Origin of the sequence: Mesorhizobium sp. M1428 (genome assembly GCF_040317515.1) — a bacterium.
In the GTDB taxonomy this organism is placed as follows: Bacteria; Pseudomonadota; Alphaproteobacteria; order Rhizobiales; family Rhizobiaceae; genus Mesorhizobium.
In genome coordinates this window covers 125,635-146,042 of sequence record NZ_JAMYKT010000004.1, presented here as the reverse complement: position 1 = coordinate 146,042, position 20,408 = coordinate 125,635, and the positions used below count along the sequence as shown (strand labels likewise).

The following is a 20,408-nucleotide window of genomic DNA, read 5'->3' as shown; positions in this document are numbered from 1 at the left end:
CCTCAACTCATCCACTGGCCGCCATCGACATTATAGGTCTGGGCGACGATGTAGTCGGCCTCGTCGCTGGCCAGGAACACCGCCATGCCGGTGAGGTCTTGCGCCGTGCCCATGCGGCTATAAGGCACCGCTTCGCCGACCAGCCTCTTCTTCTCGCCCCTCGGCCGGTTCTCGAACTTGGCGAACAAGGCATCGACATGGTCCCAGTGCTCGCCGTCGACGACACCCGGGGCGATGGCATTGACGTTGATGCGGTGCTTGATCAGATCGAGCCCTGCCGACTGGGTCAAGGAAATGACCGCCGCCTTGGTGGCGCAGTAGACGGCGACCAGCGCCTCGCCGCGGCGCCCGGCCTGGCTTGCCATGTTGATGATCTTGCCGCCCTTGCCGCGGGCAATCATCGAACGGGCGGCGGCCTGCAGCGTAAACAGCGTGCCGGCGACGTTGACCGAAAACAATTTGTCGTAGCTTGTCTTGGTGATCTCGACGATCGGCGCCAGGTCGAACAAGGCAGCGTTGTTGATCAAGATATCGAGGCCGCCGGCCCTGGCTTCGACCGCCTTGACGGCCGCATCGATCGACGCGAGATCGGTGACGTCCAGCTTCACCGCGTAGGCGTTGCCGCCGATTTCCGAAGCCGTCTTCTCGGCGGCTTCGAGATTGATGTCGCCAATCGCGACCGTCGCCCCTTCGCGCACATAGGTTTCGGCAAACGCCCTGCCGATGCCGCGCGCCGATCCGGTAATCAGCGCCGATTTACCCCGGAGTCTCATTGCAGCATCGCCTTCCCGTCAGCGCCGAAACGATGCAGCTTGGTCTTGTCCGGCGTCAGGTAGATCGTGTCGCCGTGATGGACGGGCAATTCGCCGTCGGCGCGCACCGTCAGCGGCCCGACGCCATCCGCCTGGACGTGCAAGAACGTGTCGGAGCCGAGATGCTCGGCAACGCCGACCGTCGCCTTCCAGTCGCCTGACGTCTTCGAAATGTTCATATGCTCCGGGCGGATGCCGACTGTGTTGGCGCCATATTTGGCGGCCGGCGCGCCTTCGATCAGGTTCATCTTCGGCGAACCTATGAAACCGGCGACGAACAGGTTCTTCGGCATCTTGTAGAGCTCCATCGGCGAGCCGACCTGCTCGATATTGCCGGCATTGAGCACGACGATCTTGTCGGCCATGGTCATCGCCTCGATCTGGTCGTGGGTGACGTAGACCATGGTGGTCTTGAGCTGATGATGCAGCTCGCTGATCTCCAGCCGCATGGTGCCGCGCAGCGCCGCGTCGAGATTGGACAACGGTTCGTCGAACAGGAAGGCCGATGGCTGGCGCACGATGGCGCGGCCGATGGCGACGCGCTGCCGCTGGCCGCCGGAGAGCTGGCCGGGGCGGCGGTCTAGGTAGTTGGTGAGGTTCAAAATCCGCGCGGCGTCCTTCACCTTCTTGTCGATGGTGGCTTTGTCCTCGCCCGCCATCTTCAGCGGGAAAGCGATGTTCTTGGCCACCGTCATGTGCGGGTAGAGCGCATAGGACTGGAACACCATGGCCAGCTTGCGCTTGGCCGGTGCCTCGCCGGTGACGTCGCGGCCATCGATGTTGATGGTGCCGCCGCTGGTATCCTCCAGGCCAGCGATCAGACGCAACAGCGTTGACTTGCCGCAGCCTGACGGGCCGACGAAGACGACGAACTCGCCGTTCTCGATGACCAGGTCGAGGCCGGGAATGATGGATGTCGCCCCGAAGGATTTGGAGACGTTCTTGAGCGTGATGTTTCCCATGGTTTCCTCCCCCGAAGGGCTATTTCGTCGTTTTGCGTCAGGCAGTTTCCGTTACTTTACTGCCCCAAATGTCAGGCCGCGGACCAGCTGCTTCTGGCTGAACCAGCCCATGATCAGGATCGGCGCGATCGCCAGCGTCGAGGCGGCCGAAAGCTTGGCCCAGAACAGCCCCTGCGGGCTGGAGAAGGAGCTGATGAAAGCGGTGAGCGGCGCGGCCTCGGTGGTGGTCAGCCGGATTGTCCAGAACGCCTCGTTCCAGGCGAGGATGATGTTGAGCAGCATGGTCGAGGCGATGCCGGGCACCGCCATCGGCGTCAGCACGTAGATGATCTCGTTCCACAGCGACGCGCCGTCCATGCGCGCCGCTTCCAGGATCTCGCCCGGGATCTCGCGGAAATAAGTGTAGAGCATCCAGATCACGATCGGCAGGTTGATCAGCATCAGCATGACCATCAGGCCGATGCGGCTGTCGAGCAGACCGGTGTCGCGAAAGATCAGATAGATCGGGAACAGCACGGCGACGGCCGGCATCATCTTGGTAGAAAGCATCCACATTAGGATGTCCTTGGTCCATTTGCCTGGCGAAAACGCCATCGACCATGCCGCCGGTATGGCGACAAGCAGAGCCAGGATGGTCGAGCCGACCGACAGGAACACCGAGTTCAGGAAGAATTTGAAATAGCCGTTCTGCGCCTGGACCTCGGAATAGCTCTCCGTGGTTCCCGACGGGAACAGGTTGAAGCCCTGGATAGCCTCCTGCTCCGACTTGAACGAGGTGATGATCGTATAGAGGATCGGGAAGAAGATCAGCAGCGCGACGATCCAGGCGGCCGCGGTCGCGATCGTCTTGTGCTGGGTGGTGACTGCACGTGCCATCTTATCCTCCCTTATTTGTCCAGGTTCTTGCCGACCGCGCGCATGGCGAAGAAGGCGACGATGTTGGCGAGAATGACGGCAATGACACCGCCGGCGGATGCCTGGCCGATTTTGAACTCCAGCAACGCCTTCTGGTAGACGAGGAAGGGCAGGTTGGTGGAGGCGTAGCCGGGGCCGCCATTGGTGGTGACCAGGATTTCGGCATAGACCGACAACAGGAAAATCGTCTGGATCAGAATGACGACGGTGATGGCGCGCGACATGTGCGGCAGAGTCAAATAGATGAAGCGGCTGACGAAGCCGGCGCCGTCCATCTCGGCGGCTTCCTTCTGCTCGCCGTCGAGCGACTGAAGGGACGTCAAAAGGATCAGTGTTGCAAACGGCAGCCACTGCCATGCGACGATGATGATGATCGCCGTCATCGGATGCTGCCCGAACCAGTCGATCGGCTGCATGCCGAAGAAGCGCGCAATATCGGCAAACACGCCGTATTGCGGATGCATGATCATGTTCTTCCAGACCAGTGCCGCCACCGGCGGCATGACGAAGAACGGCGAGATGACGAGGATGCGTACGATGCCCTGTCCCCACATCGGCTGGTCGATCAGCAGCGCCAGCATGATGCCGCCGATCACCGTGATCAAAAGCACGCTGCCGACAAGGACAAGCGTGTTGAGGATCGACTGCAGGAATGCCGGGTTGGAGTAGAAAAGCGCGTAATTCGAAAAGCCGACGAAGCCGTCGCGGACGGGATTGAGCGGGTTGTATTGCTGGAAGGAGAACCAGATGGTGATGACCAGCGGGACAATCATCCAGACGAAGAGCAGCACCACGGATGGCGCCATCATGAAACGGGCAAGCGAACGGGTCTGCTGAGTAGCCATGACGGTCACCCTTCGAGGTCAGCCAAGTTTTCGGCGGTAAGAAGCTGGCCGCCCGAACTGGGAATTCGGGCGGCCGTTGCCGGTCATGATCGACGACCGGCATTCGGCACCGGGAGGAGCCTACTTGATATAACCGCCCTCGGTCATCGTCGCGGTGGCGGCGTCCTGGGCCTGCTTCAAGGCATCGTCGACGCTCGACTGGCCGGCGAGTGCCGCCGAGAAGAGCTGACCGACGGTGGTGCCGAGACCCTGGAACTCGGGAATGGCGACGAACTGGACGCCGACATAAGGCACCGGCTTGACCGTCGGATGCGTCGGATCGGCGGCGTTGATGGAGTCCAGCGTCATCTTGGCGAAGGGCGCCGCCTTCTGGTACTCGGCATTGGCGTAGAGCGAGGTGCGCGTGCCCGGAGGAGCGCTGGCCCAGCCTAGCTTGGAGGCGACGAGCTCGGAGTAATGCTTGCTGGTTGCCCAGGCCACGAACTTCTCGGCCGCGTCGGTCTTCTGCGTACCGGCCGGAACAGCCAGCGACCAGGCCCACAGCCAGTTGCCGCGCTTGCCGAGGCCATTGTCAGGCGCCAGCGCATAGCCAACCTTGTCGGCGACCTTCGAGCTCTTCGGGTCGGAGACCATGGATGCCGCGACCGTGGCATCGATCCACATGCCGCACTTGCCTTGCTGGAATAGCGCCAGGTTTTCGTTGAAGCCGTTGGACGAGGCACCCTCGGGGCCGTCGGCCTTCATCAGGTCGACATAGAATTGCAGCGTGCTCTTCCATTCGGGCTGGTCGAACTGCGGCTTCCAGTTCTCGTCGAACCAGCGTGCGCCGAAGGAGTTCGACATGGCGGTCAGGAAAGCCATGTTCTCACCCCAGCCGGCCTTGCCGCGCAGGCAGACGCCGTTCACGCCACTGGCTCGGTCGGTCATCTTGTCGGCGGCCTGCTTGATGAAGTCCCAGGTCGGTGCGTCGGGCATCTTCAGCCCGGCCTTATCCATCAGGTCCTTGCGGTACATGACGAAGGAGCTTTCGCCGTAGAAGGGCGCTGCGTAGAGCTTGCCGTCGACCGACAGACCGCCGGCGATGGCCGGCAGGATGTCCTTGGCGTCGTAATCGTCGCCGAGCTTGTCGAGCGGCAGCAGCCAGTTCTGCTTGGCCCAGATCGGAACTTCATAGGTGCCGATGGTCATCACGTCATACTGGCCGCCCTTGGTGGCTATGTCGGTAGTGACGCGCTCGCGCAGCACGTTCTCTTCCAGCGTGACCCAATTCAGCGTGATGTCGGGGTTCGCCTTGCTGAAGTCGTCCGTCAGCGTCTGCATCCGGATCATGTCGGCATTGTTGACGGTGGCGATGGTGATGGATTCGGCATGCGCGGCGAACGCGAGGGCGCTGGCCGAGAACAGGCCTAGGGTGAACGTGCGAAGTTTCATCAAAATTCCTCCCATAAACCAAGATGAGCATTTGCCTTGGCTGTGAGCAATTACTCACTCGCGCTGAATTATGTCAAGACGGATTCGTTGCTGCAGCGCAGCACGCCGGTCTGGTGCAGCGACAAGCCTGGGACGTTTGCGGCATGTCTGATGAAGGATTCGGCCGGGCTGATTGGGTCCGGAGCTTTGCTATCGGGCTTGCTGGGATTCAGCCTATTGGCAAGCGATCTCGCTCAGGATCCAATCGCGGAAGGCGCGGATCTTCGGCACGTTGCGCCGCGCCGTCGGATAGACCAGCCAATAGGCATGGCCGTCGTCACCAACCAGATCAAAGGGCTGGATCAGGCGGCCGTCGGCAAGTTCGGTCTTGAACAGCGCCTTGGTAACGATCGCCACGCCGTGGCCGGCAATCGCGGCATTGGCCTCATAGGCCTGTGCGCCCATGCTGGTGCCGGGGCGCTTGGCCAGCTCCTCGACCGGCAGGCCGGCGGCGGCGAACCAGTCCCGCCACCAGATGTCGCCGGGGTCGAGGATCGGCAGCCGCAGCAGGTCGGCCGGCTCCTTGACGCCGCCGATGCTTGCCGCGAGCTTTGGACTAAGAACGGGCGTGAAATCGGCCCTGAAAAGCATATGGGTCTCGACGCCCGGCCAGTTGCCGCCGCCGGAGCGGATGGCGATGTCGATATCCTCTCTGGCAAAGTCGACAACCCTGTTCGAGGTATCGACGCGCACCGCCAGCGACGGATGCGCGACCTGGAACGAACCGAGATGCTGCGCCAGCCAATTGGAGGCAAAGGTCAGCAGCGTCGAAACGCAAAGCACGCCGTCTGCGCCGGTGCGCGCGGCGGCATAGGCGCCGCTCAACAGCGCGAACGCTTCGCTGACCGCAGGTGCCAGGCGCTGGCCGGGTTCGGTCAGAACGATCTGTTTTGGTTGGCGCAGGAACAAGGGCGCGCCGATGCGCTCCTCCAGAAGCTTGATCTGATAGCTTGCCGCCGCCTGCGTCATGCCAAGCTCCTGGGCGGCCTTGGTGAACGAGAGATGCCGCGCCACCGCCTCGAACACCCGGATCGCCTGAAGCGGAGGAAGCTGCGAAATCAGCTGTCGTGAATTGAGCTCCGGCATAAGCCCTCCTTATGGGCAGTGATCGACGTTTGATTGGCGGCACCGGCCGGTCCTACCGATATTCCGTATTGAAGATCAATTACGCCTAGAGATAGTGAAGGCTGACGATCATGACCACGATACAGGAAAAGCTGCTTCTTGCTCCAGCCCATGGCTGGTTTTCACGGCTGGCGCGGGGATTGGCAGGGCACGCGGCGCGGAAACGGGCCTATCTCGACGTCCGGGAACTGCCGCCGCATCTGCAGCGCGACATGGGCTTCCTCGACGGCAACGATCCTTGCGGCCGGCACCAGTAATGTCGCTCGTTTTATCGGGGTTCAGATGCGTTTCGATTTCACATGATCGTTTCCGACCGCCAGCGGCTCGGAGATCATGCGCCCGCCAGCAAGGCGGCGGCGGTCCGCTCATCGGTGATGAGGCCGTTGACCAGCCGCCGGTTGACGGCGGCGAAGATGCCCGGCAGCTTGCGGTCGCCCATGGCAAGCGCGATCACCAGCGACTTTTCGCGCGACGGCAGCGGCGCCGACGACACCCGGTCGTTGGTGATGCCGTCGATCATGCGGCCGTCGCGATCGAATACCCAGCCGACGATCTCGGCGACGCCGCCGGCCTTCTGCAGCGCCTTTAATTCACCCTCCGAAATGAAGCCGTCCTCGTAAAGCGGCGCCTTCGGGCCGAGATCGCCGATGCCGACAAAGGTGACGTCGGCCTCGGCCGCGAGCGCCAGCGTCGGCTGGATCATCGGCTGGCTGAGCAGCATCTCGCGCTCCTCCGGCGAGGAGGCGATGACCGGCAAAGGCATCGGAAACGAGCGCGCCTTGACCCTGTCGGCCATGGTGAAGATGACGTTGTAGAAGGCGGCCGAGCCGTCCGGCGAGATGTTGCCGGTCAGCGATACCACCTTGTGCTGCGGGCATTCCATCGGCGGCAGCTGCTCGATCGCGGCCTTCAGCGTGCGGCCGGTGCCGATCGCCATGACAATCGGCGTCGGCGACCGCAGCCGCCGTTCGATCTCGGCCGCCGCCGCCTCGGCAACGCCGATGACGGTGGAGGAGGAAGCGGGATCGCTCGGTACCACCTCGACCAGATCAAGCGCAAAGCGCGATTTCAGCCGTGCCGCAAGGTCGAGGCAATTGGCGATCGGATGGTCGACGCGCACCTTGATCAGCCCTTCGGAGACTGCGAGCGACACCAGCCGCTGCGCCGTCTGCCGCGAGATGCCAAGCGTGGCGGCGATCTGGTCCTGGGTGTTGCCGGCAACGTAATAGAGCCAGCCGGCGCGCGCCGCGTCGTCCAGCCTGTTGCCGCCGCTATCCTGCCGCGAATTCAAGTCCGTGCCTCCCAGCCCCGCCGAGCATATGAGGCGGAGCGCCGTAGTTTCGCAGGGAATGAACTTGCGCGCAATTGCCTATTGCAAGAGCAATTGCTTAGGGCTGAAACTTGGTGTTTGCAGCGAAGTGAGGGGGTCGAGCCAGCTCGTTGCAACTGCAAGGCTGTCGAGGTCGTACCAATCTCGGTTCTAAAGCGCGTCGCGTTCGATCGGCCTCATGTGACGCGCTTTAGGTTCTTTTTTATGCATGTCGTCATCGCAAAACCGCTGCACATTTTTGCGCGACATGCATTAGCGGGGACGCGGCGGTTTATCTCCCGCGCTAAACGCTTTAAGGGATTTTTTGTGAATGGAGCCTTGCATGACGCCGAAAGCGGTTTTCTGGGATATGGACGGCACGCTGGTCGACAGCGAGCCGCTGCACGAGGCAGCGCTGATTGCGGCGCTGCACAGCGTCGGCATCGCACCGCCGGCCAACTTGCACGAGCGGGTGCTCGGCATCGCCGCATGGCCGGTCTACGAAATGCTGCGCGACGAGTTCGGCCTCGACCTGCCTTTCGACGACTGGATCGTGCGCAAATACGATCACTATCTGCCGATGGCCGAAACGCTGATGCCACGCACCGGCGCGATCGAGATTTTCAATGAGCTGCGCGCGCTTGGCGTGCCGCAAGCGGTGGTGTCCAACTCGGACAGGCTGATCGTCGACGCCAATCTGCGCGCCGTCGGCCTTTTCTACCCCGGCATGAAGACCATCAGCCGCAACGACGTGCGCGAAGGCAAGCCGCATGCCGAACCTTTCCTGCGCGCCGCCTGGTTGGCCGACGTCGATCCCGCTGGGGCCGTGGCGGTCGACGACAGCGTGACCGGCGCCACGGCGGGGCTGGCAGCTGGAATGAAGACGATCTTCTGGCCAGAGGTGCCCATGGAGGGGCCGCCGGGCGCGATTGTCGTCAACACCGCCGACCAGTTGCGGGCCGAACTCGGGCTTTAGGCCAGGCCCGGCTGGACCGCACTCAATTCCGGTAGGCAGGCTCCTGCTCGTCGAGGATCTCCTTCAGTTCGGAGAGGTGGCGCTCGGCCTGGCCGGGATAGTCTTCCTGTTCCCTTGCCGCCTTTTCGGCGATCTCATCCGACAGTACCCGCAGCGGCCGGCCGGTCCACAGCGCCTTGATATAGGTTTCGGCGGCGCGCTCGAAATAGAACATGCGGTTGAAGGTATCGGCGACGCTGTCGCCGATGACCAGCACGCCATGGTTGCCCATCACCATCACCTTGACCTTCGGGTCGACAAGAAGCTGCGAGCAGCGCTCGCCCTCTTCCTCGAAGGCCAGCCCGCCATAGTGAGCGTCGACGACATGGCGGTTGAAGAAGATCGCCGAGTTCTGGTCGATCGGCGGCAGCGTCGAGTCGGCAAGCGAAGCAAGCACGGTGGCGTGGATCGAGTGGACATGCATGACGCAGCGCGCGTGACCGACGTTGCGATGGATGGCGCCGTGCAGGCCCCACGCCGTCGGGTCGGGCGCATTCGGGCCGACCAGCGTGTCAGGATCATTGGCGTCGATCAGCAACAGGTCGCTCGCCTTGATGCGCGAGAAATGCACCTGGTTGGGATTCATCAGGAATTGCGAGCCGTCGTCGTTGACGGCCAGCGAGAAATGATTGGCCACCGCTTCGTGCATGTTGAGCCGCGCTGTCCAGCGGAAGGCGCAAGCCAGATCGACGCGCTCCTCATAGAACGGCAGGTTGGTCAGCACTTCCTTCTGCAGGCGCGTGATGCTCATCGTAAACCTCCGTGAACGAAGCAAGGATGCCGCGCGGCTGGAAGACGCGCAACCGGTTTCGTTTGGTGCAGGCGAGCGCCGTTATGCCGCCGTGCTGGTGGCCGTGCCGACCCTGAGCCCGCCATGTTCGACGATGAAATCGACCACGTCCTGCAGTCCCTTGCCGCGCGACAGGTCGGTGAAACCGAACGGCCGCTTACCGCGCATACGGGCAGCGTCGCGTTCCATGATGTCGAGATTGACGTTCACATAGGGCGCAAGGTCGCTCTTGTTGATGACCAGGAAATCGGACCGGGTGATCGCCGGTCCGCCCTTGCGCGGAATCTCCTCGCCCTGGCAAACCGAGATGACATAGAGCGTCAGGTCGGCAAGATCCGGCGAGAAGGTGGCGGCGAGGTTGTCGCCGCCCGATTCGATGAAGACGATATCGAGGTCCGGAAACTTCCTGGTCATCTCGGCAATCGCCTGCAGATTGATCGAGGCGTCCTCGCGGATGGCGGTGTGCGGACAGCCGCCGGTCTCGACGCCGACGATGCGATCCTCGGGCAGTGCCTGCAGCCGGGCCAGCATCATGGCGTCTTCCTTGGTGTAGATGTCGTTGGTGACGACGGCGATCGAAAACTCGTCACGCAGCGCCTTGCAGAGCTTTTCGGTGAGCGTCGTCTTGCCCGAGCCGACCGGACCGCCAATGCCGATGCGAAGAGGACCGTTGGGCGATGTCATGCGGGGAACTCCGTGAGGGCAAGAACAGCAAAGCCAAGCCCGATCAGCAGGCACAGCGGCGAATAATAACGCAGATCGAGTCTCGCGAAAGGCTGTTCGGGCGTCAGCCGGCGCCACCAGGGCGTGAAGCCGGCAATGCCGCGCGCCAGGAAAACCAGCGCGATAAGCAGTGACGTGGCGGCAAGCCCAGCCTTGGGAAACGGCGTGGCAAAGACGCCCTCGAGCGCCATCGGCCACAGTGTCGCCAGGCCGAGACATGCGGCGACGGCGAAGCTGGCGAAGGGTGCCGGCATCTCGTCGACGCCGCGAAAGCCGATGACGGCGTGGGCGCAGGAGGCGGCGTCCCTGCCCGGCCAGATGCCGCCAATGCCCCAATAGACATGCAGTGCGGTGATCAACAGCAGGACGAGCGAGAGCGCGAAAGCGAGGACGATCATGAGCGGAACAGCCGAGAATACTGGGTCTCGTGCTTCATCGCCACGATATCCGAAACGAAGGCGCAGCCGCCGAGATCGTCGAGCGTCGAGCGGGCGGCGCGGTCGGCCGTCGCCAAGGCCAGCGGTTCGAAGGCGGCGAGCAGCGCCATCGCAGCGCTCTGGCCGAGGACGCCAAGCCGGATCGCAGCCTGGACGAGGTTGGAGAAGAAGGCCTGCAGGAAGGCCGCCAGGGCATCCCGCAGCGAAATGCCGTGATCGCCGGCAACGGCGCCGACGGCAACGCAATAGGCACATTCGGCCGGCAGGCGATCCAGCACCTGGCACGGCCAGGCCGAGGCCGCCTTCAGGAAGGCGGCGCCCTGCAGCATCGTCTCGGTATGACGCTCGCGCGAGCCTGCCAGAGCTTCGGCAAGGGCAACGATTTCATCGAGATCGCCGGTTTCGCGCGCCCGGCGCCAGCTCTCGGCGAACAGCACCGCATCGTTCCAGCCCGAACCCATCTCGACCAGCGTTTCCAGCCACGCGGCGAGCTCTTTGCTGTCGGCAACCAGCCCGGCGTGCACGGCTTGTTCCAGGCCATGGCTGTAGGAAAAGCCGCCGACCGGGAAGGAGGGCGACAGCCACGCCATCAGCCGCAACAAAGCAATGTTGGAAGGCTGGGCCACGTTGGAGGGCTGGTCAGTCATGGTCATGGTCGTGCGAATGGCTGTGGGAATGCGATTCGCTAGGCTATGGGAATGCGATTCGGCGTGGCTGTGCGTATGCGCCTCGGCATGAGCATGGCCGTGCCCGCCATGCCCGGAATAGGCGCCGCGCATCGGCCTGAACGGCTCGGAGACGTCGCTCACCGCGGCGCCCAATCCCTCCAGCATCGCCTTGATGACATGGTCGCGCAGAATGAGGATGCGCCCAGCTTCGATGGCGGCTGCGAGATGGCGGTTGCCGATGTGCCAGGCCAGCTCGGCCAGATGGACAGGGTCGCTGGCCCGGACGTCGTAGAGCGGCTCCTCGGCCGCGATGATCTCGATGTGACGGCCATCCTCCAGCACCAGCCGGTCACCATGGTTCAAGGTCACCGGTTCGGGCAGGTCGACCAGCACCTTGTCGCTACGGGCCGTTTCGATGGCGCGACGGCGCAGATGCCGCTCGTCATGGGCAAGCACCGCACTGTCGTATGGTGTGGTGGTTCCGGCTTCGCCTGCGGCCAAGACGGAGACGGCGCGCGGGAATTTGGTGAAGTCGGTGCGAATATCGAGCTTCATGTAAAAACTGCCTTTCGCAAAAAGCCTAGACTATCAGATCAGCCGCCCCAATGGCGCTCAAACAATCGTGTCGAAGAGCCGCAGGATGAACGATATCTGATAGACGAGCGCGCCGGCGACAAAGGCGATGTGAAAGCGGCGGTCGCGCAGCAGGATCGCAACGACGCAAAGCGCGACGAAAACCGGCGTGCGGATCAGATATTCGACGCCGAAATGGGCGAAATGCTCCGGACCTTTCAGCAGCGTATCGATCACGTCGAGCAGATAGGTCGCCGCCAGCAGGCCGAAGAACCAGGCCCGGCGCGAATAAAAGAAATCCTCATAGCTGGTGTAGTCAAGCATCGAATCCGGGAACAGCAGCGCGCAGAGCAGGAACAGCGTGACGGCGTAGAAGATGATGAACAAGTATTTGCCGAAGGTCCAATTCTCGATCTGGAACAGACCGAACTCCCACCACCAGAAATGCACCAGCATCAAAAGCACCGACGCAACCCAGGCGAGGTGCACGGGATAGAGCCGGTACTGGCCGGGATGCTGGACGATGCGGGCAAGCCCCGACAAAAGGCGGGTGACGCCAAGGCCGATCACCATGCCCAGGACGATGCGGATATGCGGGAAAATGTCGTGGGCGTAGGGGAGTTGCTGGTCCATAAGCCTGGCGCGGCATGTTCTACATCAAACGTTCTAGACCAAGATCCTGAAAAGTGAAAACCGGTTTCTGCGTCGCTGACCTACCGTTCGAATCTTGAGTCCGTTGAGACCTTGGTTATTGGTTCGCCGCAAGCAGATCGGATGAAATGGATGGCGTCTGCGCCAGATACTTCCTTGCTTTACGAAAATAGGCCAACGGCCCGGAATCCAAATACTCGCCTGCCTCTTGTACTCCCTGACCACGCGCCTGGATGAACAGCGCCAGCGCAAACGCGCGTTCCGCTGGCGACAGATAGCCTTGTCGCTCGAAGGACCAGCCTTGCGTGCCGGTGGCAGTGTCGCGGTACTGAGTGAAACTCGCCGCGGTGTTGGAATTGAAGATTCCAAAGCCGAAGAAGGTGGCTGCGAGATCGGTCGCGAACTCCTCCATCTCGGAGCCGCCCGGCGGTTCTTCAGACACCGAGAGCAGCAACGGATGGCAAATCTCATGCGCGAAGGTCGTAATGAGCTTCATGGGCTTCGGAACGATCGCCGGATTGTAGGTGATTGTCATGGCACCGCCCAGGGATACGGAGAAGGTCCCGGCAGGCTCTCGCGGCGCGTTCTGAAGGACCTGAAGCGGTCCGAAAACCGGATCGATTGAATCTTCCTGCGGCACGAAATTGAAGCGGGCGGCATCGATGTCAAAATATGCCGCCACCTGCCTGAAATAGTGCGATTCAGCGGCGTGCCCCCGTTCTTCGGACGGGGTGAAAAACGCTCGCGTCGGCAGGATCAGCGAACGTTTGCGCAGTGCCGCCGCCCCGCCGAAATGCTTGAGCAGCCAACCCCAGCAATCGAGCTGCCACTTCTCGTCGTCGGCGTCCAGCGGGGAGCGCGCCAGAACACTCATCACCTCAAAACAGAAAATATCGTTGCGCCATCGGTAGCACGGTTGCGGGCTCGCAGGTCAAGAGTTCGCCGTCGGCGCGGACCTCGTAGGTTTCGGGGTCGACCTCGACATGCGGCGTGGCGTCGTTGAGCACCATCGAGTGCTTGCCGATGCCGCCGCGGGTGTTCTCGACGGCGACCATCTGCTTGTCGACGCCGAGCCTGCCGCGCAGGCCGGAATCGAGCGCGGCCTTGGAAACGAAGGTCACCGACGAATTGGTCATCGCCTTGCCATAAGCGCCGAACATCGGCCGGTAATGCATCGGCTGCGGCGTCGGGATCGAGGCGTTGGGGTCGCCCATCGGGGCCGCCGCGATCATGCCGCCGATCAGCACCATGTCCGGCTTGACGCCGAAGAAGGCCGGGTTCCACAGCACGAGATCGGCGCGTTTTCCCACCGCCACCGAGCCGATGTCCTTCGACAGGCCATGCGCGATGGCCGGATTGATGGTGTATTTGGCGATGTAGCGGCGAACGCGGAAATTGTCGTTGTCGCCGGTCTCCTGCGGCAGCGAACCGCGCTGGCGCTTCATCTTGTCGGCGGTCTGCCAGGTGCGGATCGCCACTTCGCCGACGCGGCCCATGGCCTGGCTGTCCGACGAGATGATCGAGAAGGCGCCGATGTCGTGCAGAATGTCTTCGGCGGCGATGGTTTCCTTGCGGATGCGGCTTTCGGCAAAGGCGATATCTTCGGGGATCGACGGCGACAGATGGTGGCAGACCATCAGCATGTCGAGGTGTTCGGCCAGCGTGTTGACCGTATAGGGACGGGTCGGATTGGTCGAGGACGGAATGACGTTGGGCAGGCCGCAGACCTTGATGATATCAGGTGCGTGGCCGCCGCCGGCGCCTTCGGTGTGGAAGGCATGGATGGTGCGACCCTTGATGGCCGCCACCGTGTTTTCGACGAAGCCGGACTCGTTCAGCGTGTCGGTGTGGATCATCACCTGCACGTCGTAATCGTCGGCGACCGACAGGCAGCAGTCGATTGCAGCCGGCGTGGTGCCCCAGTCCTCGTGCAGCTTCAGCGAGCAGGCGCCGGCGAGCACCATCTCCTCGAGCGCGGCAGGCAGCGACGCGTTGCCCTTGCCCGACAGGCCGATATTCATCGGGAAGGCGTCGAAAGACTGGATCATGCGCGCCAGATGCCACGGCCCCGGCGTGCAGGTGGTCGCCAGCGTACCGTGCGCCGGGCCGGTGCCGCCGCCGAGCATGGTGGTGATGCCCGACATCAGCGCTTCCTCGATCTGCTGCGGGCAGATGAAGTGGATATGCGCGTCGAAGCCGCCGGCGGTCAGGATCTTGCCCTCGCCGGCGATGATCTCGGTGCCCGGGCCGATGATGATGGTGACGCCGCCTTGAGTATCCGGATTGCCGGCCTTGCCGATCGCGGCGATGCGGCCGTCCCTGAGGCCGATATCGGCCTTGACGATACCGGCGGTGGCATCGACGACCAGCGCATTGGTGATGACGGTGTCGACCGCGCCTTGCGCGCGCGAAACCTGGCTCTGGCCCATGCCGTCGCGGATGACCTTGCCGCCGCCGAATTTCACCTCCTCGCCGTAAAGGGTGAGATCCTTTTCGACCTCGATGAACAGCTCGGTGTCTGCGAGCCGGACCTTGTCGCCAAAGGTCGGGCCGTACATCTGGGCATAGGCGGCGCGGGTGATTCTAGCCATCAGCAATTGCTCCCGAAATACAGCCCGAAAATACGGCTTGTCGAAGCCGGGGCCCACATTGCCGCCATCCTATGGTCACGCAATGACCCGCTGAGCGACACTTTCCGATCCCATTTGGCGGTTGAGGTGGCCAGGTCACCCCAAAACGACCATTTGCCAATCGATGGAAAGGAACATCCATGCGCAAAACGACCCTTCTGGCAGCCGCCGCCACGCTGGTGCTCGCAACCGCCGCCAGCGCCCAGCAGCAGCCTGCGCAGCAGCCCAGTCCGGCGCCGGCCGTGCCTGCTCCTGCCGCACCCGGGGCGCAGCCGCAGGCGCCCACCATCCAGGCGATCAACGTCGTCGATATCAAGGATCTGCCGGCGGACACTCAAGCCAAGGTCAACGAGGTGATCGCCAAGCGCAGCGATGCCGATCTGCAGAAACTGCGCGGCTCGATCGACGCGACACCGCAGGTCAAGTCCGCGCTCGAAGCCAAAGGGCTCACCTCGGCGCAGGTGATCGCCGCCAGCATGAGCACCAATGGCGCGCTGACGCTGATCACCAAGAAAGCGAGCTGACGAGACGAGGCGGCGGGCGGGCGCCCCGCCAGCCCGCCGCATCGCAAAGGGAACCTTCACGGGGGACGTTACGTTTCGGTCCTGTCGCCCTGACACAAGCCTCGAAAAGGACCCCGAGAACGAGCGATGGCGATCACCACCTTGTCCGACACCAGATGGCTGCATGGGATTGCCGCGACCGCATTTCTGGCAGCCAGCATTCCGCACGCCGCGCTGAACGCGCAAAGCCTGGACAGCGCCGAGACCGTCAACCGGATCGTCGGCTCGGAGGTCGGCCAGGAAGAGACCAAGACAAATGCGGAAGCCGGCAAGGTCAGTTCGGCGATCGACCGCACGCGTGAGAACATCGCCGCCGTGCGCAAGACGTCCAAGCTCGACAGGGTCGATATCGTGTTTCTTACCGATGCCGCGCGCACCGAAGGCGGCCCGCCGCCGGCGATCGAGAACAAGGTCAGGCAACATCGGGACGACATTGCCGAGCTGCGCAAGGAGATCGAGGCGAACGCATTGCTGTTCAACGCCATCGACTCGCGGCGTGTGCAGACCGAGGACGTTCTGGCGGTAGAATTCGACGATCCGGGAAAGGTCGTCATTTACGCGGCGGCCAAGCCGCCCGGCTGAGCCGAAACTGCTCGACGCCTTCGATCTCACAGCGCGCCCATGATCTTCTGCTGAAACCCGTAGACCTCGCGCTTGCCGCCGAGCGGCACCAGGGTAACGTCGCGCTCCTGCCCCGGCTCGAAGCGCATGGCGGTGCCGGCAGCGATGTCGAGCCGCATGCCGCGGGCCTTGTCGCGATCGAACCTCAGTCCCTCATTGGTCTCGAAGAAGTGGTAATGGCTGCCGACCTGGATCGGCCGGTCGCCGCTGTTGGCTACCTTCAAGGTGACCGTCGCCAGACCCTTGTTCAGCTCTATCTCGCCGCTTGCCGTGATGATTTCGCCGGGGATCATTGATTGCCTTCCGTTTCACGGTCGCCGGATCAGGCGGCCTTGCGGGGGTCGCAGCCTTCGGCCTTCAGCACACGTCTGGTGGAGGCTGGATATTTGTTCAGCAGCGCTGCCGGACGGATCGGGCGGACCGAGAAGTTGCCGCCGCAATTCGGACAGGCGCCGCCGAGCACGTTTTGTGCGCAGTCGGCGCAAAAGGTGCATTCGAAGGTGCAGATCACCGCATCCGTCGCATCAGGTGGCAGATCCTTGTCGCAGCATTCGCAGTTGGGGCGCAGCTCAAGCATTTTCCTCTCCTTGCGGTGTTATCTGATCGGCTCGTGCACGGTCACCAGCTTGGTGCCGTCGGGAAACGTCGCCTCGACCTGCACATCGTGGATCATTTCGGCAATGCCCTCCATCACCTGGGCCCGGGTGACCACATGGGCGCCGGCCTCCATCAGCTCGGCGACCGGGCGGCCGTCGCGGGCACCCTCGACGACGAAATCGGTGATCAGCGCGATCGCTTCCGGGTGGTTGAGCTTGACGCCGCGTTCGAGCCGCTTGCGGGCCACGATCGCCGCCATGGCGATCAGCAGCTTGTCTTTCTCCCTCGGCGTTAGATTCATGCGTTTTCCTGCGGTGGTATAATCAAAATCAAAGTGACCATAATTTGGGCAGGCCCGCCCGTCCGTTGAGCAATTCGACAAGCGGCACCAGCCGCTTGCGGAGCTGGTAGCCGTCCTCGGCGAACAGCCTCGCAAGAAGCTTGCCAGATTTCCGTACACTCCAGAAACTCACGGCGCCCTGGCCGCCGACTATGCCCCGGGCCGGCTCGAGCAAAGCCTCTGCCCGCGGCGACACCATCAGCAGCGTCGCCACGGCGACGGCACCGCCGCCAACCGCCGGACGGTTCAAGGTGGCCGCAATGTCCGGCCCGATACGGAACTCCTCGGCATGGACTAGCTTCCCGTCCTGGCGGACGCGCCAGCGGTCGTGGAATTGGCCTTGCGAAGCCCGTTCACCCATGGCCAGGCGGCCGAAGACGGTAGCCTCCAGGATCAGCGCCTCGGCTCCAGCGGCAAGCTCCACGTCAAGCGTGCGGGCAAAGACCGAGCGGTCGAAGACGATGGTTTCCTGCGGCAGCCAGGCAATGTGGCCGCCTTCGCCGACGGTCAGCTGCACCCGCACTTCGGCACGGTCGGATGCGGCGCGGTAGATTTTCTCGCAGGCCTGCGTTGTTATGGTTGCGGAGGCGCCGGCACCGACATCGACCTCCCAGGCGAGACGGTCGCCACCGGTCAGCCCACCGGCGGTGTTGATCAGGACAGCTTCGAGCGGATCGGCCGAGACTGCCGGCATGCGGATCTTGGCCGAGCCGTCCTGGTACAGGCGCCGAAGACGCGTGCGGCCCCCCTTCCAGTCGCAGCCAAGCCGCGCGACGCCGGCAACACGCTGGGCCGGCGGCACTGAGGTCAAGCTATATGCGATCGTGTCCACGACACCAACGTTAAGCACTGCGGCGGCTTTGTCGATATATAGCTTGTTGCTTGACAGCGTTTCGGTTTCTATAGAGGGAGCCACCTTGGTACGGTCACCGGCGCCCGGCGGGGGTAAAGGGCGACGATGACGACGTAATCGAGGACAAAAGGGGCGCTGATCAGTTGGCGTCGGGAAACGACAGAGTTGGGGAAGAAACCGAATGGCTGACCAGCTGGCAAACGATATCATCGCCAAGATCAAGGCTCACGCCGAGCCGGGCGGCGAGGAAATCACCACCAGTACCGAACTGACTGCCCTTGGCATCCATTCGCTGGAACTGACGGAAATCATCTTCGATCTCGAGGAAGAGTATGGCATCGAAATCGAGATGAACACGGTCGATGCCTGGAGCAATCTGAAGAATGTCGGCGACATGGTCGAGGCGGTTCGCGCGCTGATCGCGAAAAAAGCCTGACTGAATGCACAAGCGCATCGTCATCACGGGCATCGGCGGATTATGTGGCCTCGGCACCAATGCACCGGCAATCTGGAATGAGATGCGCGCCGGCCGTTCGGCGATCGGCGCGATCGACAATCCGCTGTTGCATGATCTGAAGGTCAAGGTCGGCTGCGAAATCAAGGCGCTTCCGGAGCACGGCATCGACCGCAAGCAGGTCGTGTCGATGGACCGCTTCAGCCTTCTGGCGACGATCGCCGCGCGGGAGGCGGCACAGCAGGCGGGATTGAACCCGCACGCGGCCAACACCTACCGGATGGGCACCATCGTCGGCGTCGGCGTCTGCGGCTGGGAGGCAATCGAAGAGAACTATCGCGCCATCCTGCTCGAAGGCAAGAACCGCGCCGGCATCTTCACCGTACCGAAAGTAATGCCGGGCGCAGCCGCCGGCCACGTCAGCATGAATCTTGGTCTGCGCGGGCCGGTGTTCGGCATCACCTCTGCCTGCTCGTCATCCAACCACGCCATTGCCTCGGCGGTCGATCAGATCAGGCTCGGCCGGGCCGACGTCATGGTCGCCGGCGGCACCGATGCGCCGCTGGTCTGGGGCATCCTCAAGGGCTGGGAGGCCCTGCGGGTCCTGTCGCCGGACACCTGCCGGCCGTTTTCGGCCGACCGCCAAGGGCTTGTGCTCGGCGAAGGCGCCGGCATGGTGGTGCTGGAAACATATGAGCATGCCATGGCGCGCGGCGCGGCCATCCTTGCCGAAATCGCCGGCGTCGGCCTTTCCGCCGACGCCTCCGACATCGTCGCGCCAACCATCGAAGGGCCCGAGGCGGCGATGCGCTTCTGCCTCGTCGATGCCGGGCTCAATCCGGAGGACGTCGACTATCTCAACGCGCATGGCACCGGCACCAAGGCCAACGATCAGATCGAGACGGCGGCGATCAAGCGTGTCTTCGGCGGCCATGCCTACAAGCTTTCGGTGTCCTCGACCAAATCGATGCATGCCCACTGTCTCGGCGCGTCCGGCGCGCTGGAAATGATCGCCTGCGTGATGGCAATCCGCGAAGGCATCGTGCCGCCGACCGCCAATTATCGGGAAGCCGACGCCGACTGCGATCTCGACATCACGCCGAACGTGGCGCGCGAGCGCGCGGTGCGCACCGCGATCAGCAACAGCTTCGCCTTCGGCGGCACCAATGCGGTGCTGGCGGTCAAGGCCGTGTAACCGCATACCTTGCGGCCCTTCACCGGGGCCGGTGAAACTTTCCATGCGCATATTGATCGCGCCAGGCGTCGCGCCTAACTCTCTGCGGCCCGCCATGACTGCGCCGTTCGGAGCGCGCCGACCAGGAGTTTTCGATGACCGATCTGTCCGCGTTTCCGATCGCCAGGCGCTGGCCGGCAATCCACCCCGACCGCATCCAGCTCTATTCGTTTCCGACGCCGAACGGGGTGAAGATATCGATCGCGCTGGAGGAACTTGGCCTGCCGTACGAGCCGCATGCCGTCGACATCGGCAAGAACGAGAGCTGGACCCCGGAATTCCTGTCTTTGAACCCCAACGGCAAGATACCGGCGATGATCGATCCGGACGGCCCGGGCGGCAAGCCGATCGGCCTGTTCGAATCCGGCGCCATCCTGCTCTACCTCAGCGACAAGACCGGCAAGCTGGTTCCGGCAGACGCAACGCTGCGTTACGAGACGATCCAGTGGGTGTTCTTTCAGATGGCTTCGATCGGGCCGATGTTCGGCCAGGTCGGGTTCTTCCACAAATTCGCCGGCCGCGAAATCGCCGACAAGCGCCCGCTGGAACGTTATCGCGACGAGTCGCGGAGGCTGATCGGCGTCCTCGAAACGAGGCTCAAGGGCCGCAGCTGGATCATGGGCGACGACTACACCATCGCCGACATTTCGATGCTTGGATGGGTGCGCAACCTGATCGGCTTTTACGAGGCACGGGAACTCGTCGGTTTCGACGACTTCCCCAGCGTGGGCGCATGGCTGGAGCGTGGCCTCGCCCGGCCGGCGGTACAGAGGGGCCTCACCATTCCGGCCAGAGCCTGATCGAAAGCCTGACTGGACCGG

At 63.1% G+C, this 20,408-nt stretch carries 25 protein-coding genes and 1 pseudogene; 7 read left to right on the top strand and 19 right to left on the bottom strand.

Annotated features, from left to right (window positions below; translation table 11 throughout):
* Positions 1-2: 2 nt before the first annotated feature.
* The 6 genes from NKG60_RS07805 to gcvA all read right to left on the bottom strand — a co-directional run bounded on the left by NKG60_RS07805 (position 3) and on the right by gcvA (position 6,090).
* Positions 3-773: an L-iditol 2-dehydrogenase gene (locus NKG60_RS07805; protein WP_352974735.1), complete on the bottom strand. Its 771-nt coding sequence runs from the start codon at positions 771-773 to the stop codon at positions 3-5.
* Positions 770-1,774: an ABC transporter ATP-binding protein gene (locus tag NKG60_RS07800; RefSeq protein WP_352663678.1), complete on the bottom strand. Its 1,005-nt coding sequence runs from the start codon at positions 1,772-1,774 to the stop codon at positions 770-772. The genes NKG60_RS07805 and NKG60_RS07800 overlap by 4 nt, the downstream gene beginning before the upstream one ends.
* A gap of 51 nt (positions 1,775-1,825) precedes the next feature.
* Entirely contained in the window at positions 1,826-2,650 is an 825-nt protein-coding gene (locus NKG60_RS07795; RefSeq protein ID WP_352862940.1) for a carbohydrate ABC transporter permease, read from the bottom strand.
* An 11-nt stretch (positions 2,651-2,661) separates the two neighbouring features.
* Entirely contained in the window at positions 2,662-3,534 is an 873-nt protein-coding gene (locus NKG60_RS07790) for a carbohydrate ABC transporter permease (RefSeq protein WP_352663682.1), read from the bottom strand.
* 120 nt (positions 3,535-3,654) lie between these two features.
* On the bottom strand, positions 3,655-4,965 hold the full coding sequence (locus NKG60_RS07785; protein WP_352663684.1) for an ABC transporter substrate-binding protein: 1,311 nt from the start codon (positions 4,963-4,965) through the stop codon (positions 3,655-3,657).
* Positions 4,966-5,178: 213 nt separating this feature from the next.
* Positions 5,179-6,090 (bottom strand): transcriptional regulator GcvA, encoded by a 912-nt coding sequence (gene gcvA / locus NKG60_RS07780; RefSeq protein ID WP_352663686.1) that lies wholly within the window; start codon positions 6,088-6,090, stop codon positions 5,179-5,181.
* Between the two features lie 110 nt (positions 6,091-6,200).
* Here gcvA and NKG60_RS07775 point away from each other — a divergent pair, with 110 nt between their 5' ends.
* Positions 6,201-6,386 (top strand): hypothetical protein, encoded by a 186-nt coding sequence (locus tag NKG60_RS07775; protein WP_352663688.1) that lies wholly within the window; start codon positions 6,201-6,203, stop codon positions 6,384-6,386.
* 74 nt (positions 6,387-6,460) lie between these two features.
* Here NKG60_RS07775 and NKG60_RS07770 read toward each other — a convergent pair whose 3' ends face one another.
* Entirely contained in the window at positions 6,461-7,420 is a 960-nt protein-coding gene (locus tag NKG60_RS07770) for a sugar-binding transcriptional regulator (protein ID WP_352862939.1), read from the bottom strand.
* A gap of 361 nt (positions 7,421-7,781) precedes the next feature.
* On the opposite strand from NKG60_RS07770, the gene NKG60_RS07765 reads away from it, so the two are divergent.
* Positions 7,782-8,414 (top strand): HAD family hydrolase, encoded by a 633-nt coding sequence (locus tag NKG60_RS07765; protein ID WP_352663692.1) that lies wholly within the window; start codon positions 7,782-7,784, stop codon positions 8,412-8,414.
* Between the two features lie 22 nt (positions 8,415-8,436).
* On the opposite strand, the gene NKG60_RS07760 is transcribed toward NKG60_RS07765, so the two are convergent.
* The 8 genes and pseudogenes from NKG60_RS07760 to ureC form a co-directional block, all read right to left on the bottom strand.
* The gene (locus NKG60_RS07760) at positions 8,437-9,204 is read right to left on the bottom strand and encodes a class II aldolase and adducin N-terminal domain-containing protein (protein WP_352663694.1); all 768 of its coding nucleotides are present in this window, start codon (positions 9,202-9,204) and stop codon (positions 8,437-8,439) included.
* Positions 9,205-9,285: 81 nt separating this feature from the next.
* Positions 9,286-9,927: an urease accessory protein UreG gene (gene ureG, locus NKG60_RS07755; RefSeq protein ID WP_352862938.1), complete on the bottom strand. Its 642-nt coding sequence runs from the start codon at positions 9,925-9,927 to the stop codon at positions 9,286-9,288.
* A complete protein-coding gene (locus NKG60_RS07750; protein ID WP_352663698.1) occupies positions 9,924-10,364 on the bottom strand; it encodes a DUF3995 domain-containing protein in 441 nt (146 codons plus the stop codon). The genes ureG and NKG60_RS07750 overlap by 4 nt, the downstream gene beginning before the upstream one ends.
* Positions 10,361-11,056, bottom strand: a complete 696-nt coding sequence (locus tag NKG60_RS07745; RefSeq protein ID WP_352974730.1) for an urease accessory protein UreF — start codon at positions 11,054-11,056, stop codon at positions 10,361-10,363. Before NKG60_RS07745 ends, NKG60_RS07750 begins: the two co-directional genes overlap by 4 nt.
* Positions 11,043-11,626, bottom strand: a pseudogene (gene ureE / locus NKG60_RS07740) (urease accessory protein UreE). Before ureE ends, NKG60_RS07745 begins: the two are co-directional and overlap by 14 nt.
* Positions 11,627-11,683: 57 nt before the next feature.
* On the bottom strand, positions 11,684-12,277 hold the full coding sequence (locus NKG60_RS07735) for a hypothetical protein (RefSeq protein ID WP_352663704.1): 594 nt from the start codon (positions 12,275-12,277) through the stop codon (positions 11,684-11,686).
* Positions 12,278-12,392: 115 nt separating this feature from the next.
* Positions 12,393-13,169 carry a hypothetical protein gene (locus tag NKG60_RS07730; protein ID WP_352974728.1) on the bottom strand — a complete coding sequence of 259 codons (777 nt, stop codon included), beginning with the start codon at positions 13,167-13,169 and terminating at the stop codon, positions 12,393-12,395.
* 4 nt (positions 13,170-13,173) lie between these two features.
* Entirely contained in the window at positions 13,174-14,886 is a 1,713-nt protein-coding gene (gene ureC, locus NKG60_RS07725; protein WP_502903371.1) for an urease subunit alpha, read from the bottom strand.
* A gap of 179 nt (positions 14,887-15,065) precedes the next feature.
* Here ureC and NKG60_RS07720 point away from each other — a divergent pair, with 179 nt between their 5' ends.
* Together NKG60_RS07720 and NKG60_RS07715 are read left to right on the top strand one after the other, a co-directional pair.
* Positions 15,066-15,449, top strand: coding sequence for a hypothetical protein (locus NKG60_RS07720; RefSeq protein WP_352663708.1), 384 nt, complete (start codon positions 15,066-15,068; stop codon positions 15,447-15,449).
* Between the two features lie 126 nt (positions 15,450-15,575).
* Positions 15,576-16,070 carry a hypothetical protein gene (locus NKG60_RS07715; protein ID WP_352663710.1) on the top strand — a complete coding sequence of 165 codons (495 nt, stop codon included), beginning with the start codon at positions 15,576-15,578 and terminating at the stop codon, positions 16,068-16,070.
* Positions 16,071-16,096: 26 nt separating this feature from the next.
* Here NKG60_RS07715 and NKG60_RS07710 read toward each other — a convergent pair whose 3' ends face one another.
* From NKG60_RS07710 to NKG60_RS07695, 4 genes are read right to left on the bottom strand one after another with little or no spacing between them, the layout of a single operon-like run.
* Positions 16,097-16,402 carry an urease subunit beta gene (locus NKG60_RS07710; RefSeq protein WP_352567600.1) on the bottom strand — a complete coding sequence of 102 codons (306 nt, stop codon included), beginning with the start codon at positions 16,400-16,402 and terminating at the stop codon, positions 16,097-16,099.
* A gap of 29 nt (positions 16,403-16,431) precedes the next feature.
* Complete coding sequence (locus NKG60_RS07705; protein WP_352663712.1) at positions 16,432-16,686, bottom strand: DUF1272 domain-containing protein; 255 nt, start codon at positions 16,684-16,686, stop codon at positions 16,432-16,434.
* An 18-nt stretch (positions 16,687-16,704) separates the two neighbouring features.
* Positions 16,705-17,007 carry an urease subunit gamma gene (locus NKG60_RS07700; protein WP_023693076.1) on the bottom strand — a complete coding sequence of 101 codons (303 nt, stop codon included), beginning with the start codon at positions 17,005-17,007 and terminating at the stop codon, positions 16,705-16,707.
* A gap of 28 nt (positions 17,008-17,035) precedes the next feature.
* Positions 17,036-17,878 (bottom strand): urease accessory protein UreD, encoded by an 843-nt coding sequence (locus NKG60_RS07695; RefSeq protein ID WP_352663714.1) that lies wholly within the window; start codon positions 17,876-17,878, stop codon positions 17,036-17,038.
* Positions 17,879-18,080: 202 nt separating this feature from the next.
* Between NKG60_RS07695 and NKG60_RS07690 the strand changes: the two genes are divergently transcribed.
* From NKG60_RS07690 to NKG60_RS07680, 3 genes are all read left to right on the top strand, one after another.
* Positions 18,081-18,335, top strand: a complete 255-nt coding sequence (locus tag NKG60_RS07690; protein ID WP_023677013.1) for an acyl carrier protein — start codon at positions 18,081-18,083, stop codon at positions 18,333-18,335.
* Positions 18,336-18,339: 4 nt separating this feature from the next.
* On the top strand, positions 18,340-19,548 hold the full coding sequence (locus tag NKG60_RS07685) for a beta-ketoacyl-[acyl-carrier-protein] synthase family protein (RefSeq protein WP_352492188.1): 1,209 nt from the start codon (positions 18,340-18,342) through the stop codon (positions 19,546-19,548).
* 134 nt (positions 19,549-19,682) lie between these two features.
* Positions 19,683-20,387, top strand: coding sequence for a glutathione S-transferase family protein (locus NKG60_RS07680; RefSeq protein ID WP_352862936.1), 705 nt, complete (start codon positions 19,683-19,685; stop codon positions 20,385-20,387).
* Positions 20,388-20,408 lie beyond the last annotated feature (21 nt).

Bases quoted from the DNA above. Each gene is read 5' to 3' on its own strand.
- NKG60_RS07805 (WP_352974735.1), bottom strand. From the start codon at position 773: ATGAGACTCCGGGGTAAATCGGCGCTGATTACCGGATCGGCGCGCGGC.
- NKG60_RS07800 (WP_352663678.1), bottom strand. From the start codon at position 1,774: ATGGGAAACATCACGCTCAAGAACGTCTCCAAATCCTTCGGGGCGACA.
- NKG60_RS07795 (WP_352862940.1), bottom strand. From the start codon at position 2,650: ATGGCACGTGCAGTCACCACCCAGCACAAGACGATCGCGACCGCGGCC.
- NKG60_RS07790 (WP_352663682.1), bottom strand. From the start codon at position 3,534: ATGGCTACTCAGCAGACCCGTTCGCTTGCCCGTTTCATGATGGCGCCA.
- NKG60_RS07785 (WP_352663684.1), bottom strand. From the start codon at position 4,965: ATGAAACTTCGCACGTTCACCCTAGGCCTGTTCTCGGCCAGCGCCCTC.
- gcvA (WP_352663686.1), bottom strand. From the start codon at position 6,090: ATGCCGGAGCTCAATTCACGACAGCTGATTTCGCAGCTTCCTCCGCTT.
- NKG60_RS07775 (WP_352663688.1), top strand. From the start codon at position 6,201: ATGACCACGATACAGGAAAAGCTGCTTCTTGCTCCAGCCCATGGCTGG.
- NKG60_RS07765 (WP_352663692.1), top strand. From the start codon at position 7,782: ATGACGCCGAAAGCGGTTTTCTGGGATATGGACGGCACGCTGGTCGAC.
- NKG60_RS07760 (WP_352663694.1), bottom strand. From the start codon at position 9,204: ATGAGCATCACGCGCCTGCAGAAGGAAGTGCTGACCAACCTGCCGTTC.
- ureG (WP_352862938.1), bottom strand. From the start codon at position 9,927: ATGACATCGCCCAACGGTCCTCTTCGCATCGGCATTGGCGGTCCGGTC.
- NKG60_RS07750 (WP_352663698.1), bottom strand. From the start codon at position 10,364: ATGATCGTCCTCGCTTTCGCGCTCTCGCTCGTCCTGCTGTTGATCACC.
- NKG60_RS07745 (WP_352974730.1), bottom strand. From the start codon at position 11,056: ATGACCATGACTGACCAGCCCTCCAACGTGGCCCAGCCTTCCAACATT.
- NKG60_RS07735 (WP_352663704.1), bottom strand. From the start codon at position 12,277: ATGGACCAGCAACTCCCCTACGCCCACGACATTTTCCCGCATATCCGC.
- NKG60_RS07730 (WP_352974728.1), bottom strand. From the start codon at position 13,169: ATGAGTGTTCTGGCGCGCTCCCCGCTGGACGCCGACGACGAGAAGTGG.
- ureC (WP_502903371.1), bottom strand. From the start codon at position 14,886: ATGGCTAGAATCACCCGCGCCGCCTATGCCCAGATGTACGGCCCGACC.
- NKG60_RS07720 (WP_352663708.1), top strand. From the start codon at position 15,066: ATGCGCAAAACGACCCTTCTGGCAGCCGCCGCCACGCTGGTGCTCGCA.
- NKG60_RS07715 (WP_352663710.1), top strand. From the start codon at position 15,576: ATGGCGATCACCACCTTGTCCGACACCAGATGGCTGCATGGGATTGCC.
- NKG60_RS07710 (WP_352567600.1), bottom strand. From the start codon at position 16,402: ATGATCCCCGGCGAAATCATCACGGCAAGCGGCGAGATAGAGCTGAAC.
- NKG60_RS07705 (WP_352663712.1), bottom strand. From the start codon at position 16,686: ATGCTTGAGCTGCGCCCCAACTGCGAATGCTGCGACAAGGATCTGCCA.
- NKG60_RS07700 (WP_023693076.1), bottom strand. From the start codon at position 17,007: ATGAATCTAACGCCGAGGGAGAAAGACAAGCTGCTGATCGCCATGGCG.
- NKG60_RS07690 (WP_023677013.1), top strand. From the start codon at position 18,081: ATGGCTGACCAGCTGGCAAACGATATCATCGCCAAGATCAAGGCTCAC.
- NKG60_RS07685 (WP_352492188.1), top strand. From the start codon at position 18,340: ATGCACAAGCGCATCGTCATCACGGGCATCGGCGGATTATGTGGCCTC.
- NKG60_RS07680 (WP_352862936.1), top strand. From the start codon at position 19,683: ATGACCGATCTGTCCGCGTTTCCGATCGCCAGGCGCTGGCCGGCAATC.